Annotated in this window: 2 pseudogenes; both read left to right on the top strand. The window is 75.1% G+C overall.

The annotated features are described in order from the left end of the window. Positions 1 to 357: pseudogene (locus AB0M52_RS34090) on the top strand (thiazole synthase); the annotation flags it as partial. A 59-nt stretch (positions 358 to 416) separates the two neighbouring features. Next, positions 417 to 980, top strand: a pseudogene (locus AB0M52_RS34085) (thiamine phosphate synthase); the annotation flags it as partial. Positions 981 to 1,137 lie beyond the last annotated feature (157 nt).

Genomic DNA, 1,137 nt, shown 5'->3' with positions numbered 1-1,137 from the left:
GCCCGCCGTCTCGCCGACGTGGGCTGTGCGGCGGTGATGCCGGCCGGCGCGCCGATCGGGTCGGGTCTGGGGATCAACAACCCGCACCACATCCGGCTCATCCGGCAGGACGTCGACGTGCCGGTGATCCTGGACGCCGGCATCGGCACCGCCTCCGACGCGGCCCTGGCCATGGAGCTGGGCTGCGACGCCGTGCTGCTGGCCAGCGCGGTGACCCGGGCCGCGGATCCGGTGGCGATGGCCACCGCGATGCGGTACGCGGTCGAGGCCGGTCGGCTCGCGTTCGGTGCCGGCCGTATCGCCCGCCGCTTCCACGCCCTCGCCTCCACCCCTGACGAAGGACGCCCCGACCTGTGACCCGACACCTTGCCGATGTTGGTACCAACCCGCCCCGCGGAGGGCCGCTTCGTACCAAGATCCCACCGGTCTCGGGCGTCGTGCTGCTGACCGATCGGCGGGTGGCGCGGGGGGCGTTGGTGGACGTGGTGGCGGCGGCCGTCGACGGCGGAGTGCGCTGGGTGGTGCTGCGGGAGAAGGACCTGCCGCGCGCCGACCGCCTCGCCCTCGCCACCGAACTGCGGCAGATCCTGGCCGAGGTCGGCGGCACCCTCATCGTCGCCGGCCCCGACCCGCTGCTCCACTTGGCGTGCCGGTCGCCGGTCGCCCTCCACCTGCCGGCCGCCGGTCCCTACCCGGTGCCGGCCGCCGACCTGGTCGGCCGGTCCTGCCACGGCGAGGCGGAGCTGCGCCGACTGACCACCGAGGACTACGTCACCCTTTCGCCGGTATTCCCCACCCGCACCAAGCCCGGCTACGGCCCGCCGCTGCAACCCGAGGGATTGGCCGAACTCCTCCGGCTGAGCCGGGTGCCAGCCCTCGCCCTGGGCGGCGTCGAGACCCCCACCCAGGTACGCGCCTGCGTCCAAGCGGGCGCCGCCGGAGTAGCCGTCCTCGGCGCGATCATGCGCGCCCCCGACCCACGACAGACAGCCGCCACGCTGACCAGCGCCTTCCAGGAGGCGGCCACCCCGGAGCCACCAACCCGGCACTCCCGGACGGCGACGACCAGGACGGGGCTGCGGCGGGCCGTACCGCCCCGGGCCGGGCAAAGGCGGCCCCGGCGAAACGGACCGTATC

Origin of the sequence: Micromonospora sp. NPDC051296, assembly GCF_040682255.1 — a bacterium.
GTDB classification, from domain to species: Bacteria; Actinomycetota; Actinomycetes; order Mycobacteriales; family Micromonosporaceae; genus Micromonospora; species Micromonospora craterilacus.
This window is presented reverse-complemented; position numbering and strand designations above follow the sequence as displayed.